Below are 2957 nucleotides of genomic sequence, written 5' to 3'. Positions count from 1 at the left end.
GATCAACCGCCGGTCGATGGGGCACAGCGTCAGGGTCTCGAAGCCCAGCATCGCGCGTTCGCCGCCGTCGATTTGCCTGGCTTCATGCACCATGATGAGGTTCTCGATGCGGATGCCGTAGGCTCCTTGCTTGTAGTAGCCGGGCTCGTTCGACAGGATCATGCCCGGCTCGAGTGCGGTGCGGTCTGACTTGTTGATGCGTGCCGGCCCTTCATGCACCGAGAGGTAGGCGCCCACGCCATGTCCCGTGCCGTGGTCGAAATCGAGGCCCGCCATCCATAGTGTCTGGCGCGCCAGCACATCGATCTGAGAGCCGGTGGTGCCCCTGGGAAAGCGGATCACCGACAGTCCGATCATGCCCTTCAGCACGCGTGTGAAGCGGTCCTTCATCTCGGGTGTTGGCTGTCCGACGATCACGGTGCGGGTAATGTCTGTGGTACCGTCGAGGTATTGCCCGCCGGAGTCGATGAGGAAGATCTCATTGCGGCCGATCCTGCGGTTTGACTGGGTCGTCGCGTGATAATGCGGAATTGCGGCGTGCGGGCCCGCGGCGGGTATCGTTTCGAAGGAGAGATCCTTGAGCTTGCCAGAACTGTCGCGAAAGCTCTTCAGCCTCTCTGCGGCATCCAGCTCGGTGAGGCGGCCGGCCGGGGCCTCCAGCTCCAGCCAGTGCAGAAAGCGGCACATGGCAACCCCGTCGCGTTTCTGGGCTTGGCGCGCGCCTTCGCGTTCTGTCTGGTTCTTGCGAGCCTTGGCCAGCGCCACAGGGTCTGGCCTGGCGATGATGTCGGCCCTTGCCGCCGCCAGAAGCTGGCGGATGTGCTCCGGGGTCCAGGCGGGATCGATCAGCACCCGCGCTGCCTTTCGGCCCAGCCTCTTGAGTGCCGCGTTGATCTCGGCAGGAGGTCGGATTTCGGCAATCCCATGCAGATATGCGCTTACTGCGCCGGTCACCTTGCGCGGATCGATGAACAGCGTCAGCTCGCCCGTGCCCGGCAGGATCGCCTGGGCAGAGACGACCGGCGTATGCGGCACGTCAAATCCGCGCAGGTTGAGAAGCCATGCCACGCTGTCGGGCTGGGTCAGGACGAGTGCGTCCGCTTTGCCAAGGCATGCCTTGCGCATGGTCTTGATCTTTGCGGCTGCGGTCTCGCCTGCAAACTTCAGTGGCTGGATCGTGATCGGCACGAGCGGACGCGCGGGCTGCTCTGGCCAGACCGCATCGATCGGGTTTGGCGATGTCGGCACGAACTGTGCCCCGACGCTGTCGCAGGCAGCCTGTAGCCGGGCCGCCTGCTCGGCGGTCACCAGCCAGGGATCATAGCCAAGCCGGTCGCCGGCCTTGAGGTTGTTGCTGATCCACTGCGCGGGCGGCTCCTCGATGAGGTGAAAGGGCCTGAACAACCTGTCGTCGACCTGCTGGCGCACCTGAATCACATAGCGGCCATCAACAAAAATCGCAGCATGCCGCTCGGTGATGATCGCAACGCCTGCGCTGCCGCGGAAATTGGTGAGCCAGTAGAGGCGCTCTGCATAGGGGGCGACATACTCCCCCTGAAACTCATCAGCGCGGGGTACATAGAAACCGGTGAGCTTGCGCCGCTTCAGTTCGGCGCGCAGCAGTCGAAGACGGTGGCGATGGGGTTCTGTCATGACCAGCAACGCTTAGAGCATCACGCCCGTTCAGGAAACTCTGCCGTTGACGGGCCCTGAGCCACAACCCGGCCGGGCCCATGTGTTATGGTTGCAACCAGGTTAATCAAACACTTCTAATTGATCTTGCAAAAACGGCATGTTTGCTACATATTTTTGGTCATCGAAACTTGGGCCGGACGATTGGCCGCTTCGCACCCGTTGGGACGCGCACGCAAGACTCCTCCAATTCTCGACCATGGTCTTGCTCTGGCTGTTGCAGGCCTTGCAGGGCTGACGACAACCCAACGTAAGGAAAAACCCATGAATACGGGTACTGTGAAGTGGTTCAACGAGCAGAAGGGCTACGGCTTCATTCAACCGGATAACGGCAGCAAGGATGTGTTCGTGCACATTTCGGCCGTGGAGCGTGCCGGTCTGCGCACCCTGAAGGAGGGCCAGAAGGTCTCCTTCGAGATCGTGACCGACAAGCGCACCGGCAGGAGCTCGGCTGGTAACCTCGTCGCCGCCTGAGGCTTACACGTCTGTTTTACGATTGATGCCCGGCCTGCAGGCCGGGCATTTGTTTTTGCGTCGCAACATGATCCAGAAAAAGACATATGCGTAAGACGCATGAAAAATCAGCCAAAACGACATATAAAAAATCAAAAGCGACAAGTAACCGGCTGTTAGGTTCCATGGCCAAAATGTGGCTTAACCTGCAATAATGTCGTCAAAATCAAACTTTAAAACATATCCCAGACGCGGCGGTTTGCGCCGGGCAACGCGAGATATATAGATATGCGTTCAGAGCATGGAATAGGGTCATTTTCAGCGATGGTTTATGCTGCAACTGCGTCCTACATGTTCGGCATCGCAGTTAAAATCTTGCATTGACCCTCGAAGCGTTGCTCCGAGCGAGCATTGATTGAGAGATGAAGAGGATAGAGAACATGAGCACGATCACCTACGGCCGCGAGGCCATCCACTCCGGCGGCTACAGCATGGGCACGGGCCTTCTTGGCCGGGTTCGCAACTATTTTGCCCGCAGCCGTGCGGAGCGTCAGCTGTCACAGCTCGATGACCGGCTTCTCGAGGACATCGGCATGAAGCGCTCGGAAATTTCCCGGGCGGTCTGGGGCGCCTGAGAGTTGCGCGAGAAGGTTTAGCCGGCGATCTGGCCGGCAACATGAAGACGTCTGGGTGCCCTCCCGCCCGGGCGTCTTTTTCATGTGCGGGCTCAGCCTGGCCTCCTGAACACGAGCGTCCCCCACTCGCCTCGCCGGAGGCACGTTTCGAACATGAGCCCGCGGCTGCGATAGGTG

General features: G+C 60.1%; 3 protein-coding genes. 2 read left to right on the top strand and 1 reads right to left on the bottom strand.

Features of this window, described 5'->3' with window-relative positions:
- Nucleotides 1-1653, bottom strand: a 1653-nt coding sequence (locus tag ACILRN_RS16455) for a M24 family metallopeptidase (RefSeq protein ID WP_395690044.1), incomplete at its 3' end; no start/stop codon positions are given.
- A gap of 303 nt (nucleotides 1654-1956) precedes the next feature.
- Here ACILRN_RS16455 and ACILRN_RS16450 point away from each other — a divergent pair.
- Both ACILRN_RS16450 and ACILRN_RS16445 read left to right on the top strand, forming a co-directional pair.
- A complete protein-coding gene (locus ACILRN_RS16450; protein ID WP_395690043.1) occupies nucleotides 1957-2166 on the top strand; it encodes a cold-shock protein in 210 nt (69 codons plus the stop codon).
- Between the two features lie 419 nt (nucleotides 2167-2585).
- Complete coding sequence (locus tag ACILRN_RS16445) at nucleotides 2586-2780, top strand: DUF1127 domain-containing protein (protein WP_395690042.1); 195 nt, start codon at nucleotides 2586-2588, stop codon at nucleotides 2778-2780.
- Nucleotides 2781-2957 lie beyond the last annotated feature (177 nt).

The organism is Aestuariivirga sp. (assembly GCF_044238155.1).
In the GTDB taxonomy this organism is placed as follows: Bacteria; Pseudomonadota; Alphaproteobacteria; order Rhizobiales; family Aestuariivirgaceae; genus Aestuariivirga.
The sequence above is the reverse complement of the archived record's forward strand: the minus strand, read 5'-3'. Positions and strand labels throughout refer to the sequence as shown.

Coding starts and splice junctions, on each gene's coding strand:
- ACILRN_RS16450 (WP_395690043.1), top strand. CDS start 1,957: ATGAATACGGGTACTGTGAAGTGGTTCAACGAGCAGAAGGGCTACGGC.
- ACILRN_RS16445 (WP_395690042.1), top strand. CDS start 2,586: ATGAGCACGATCACCTACGGCCGCGAGGCCATCCACTCCGGCGGCTAC.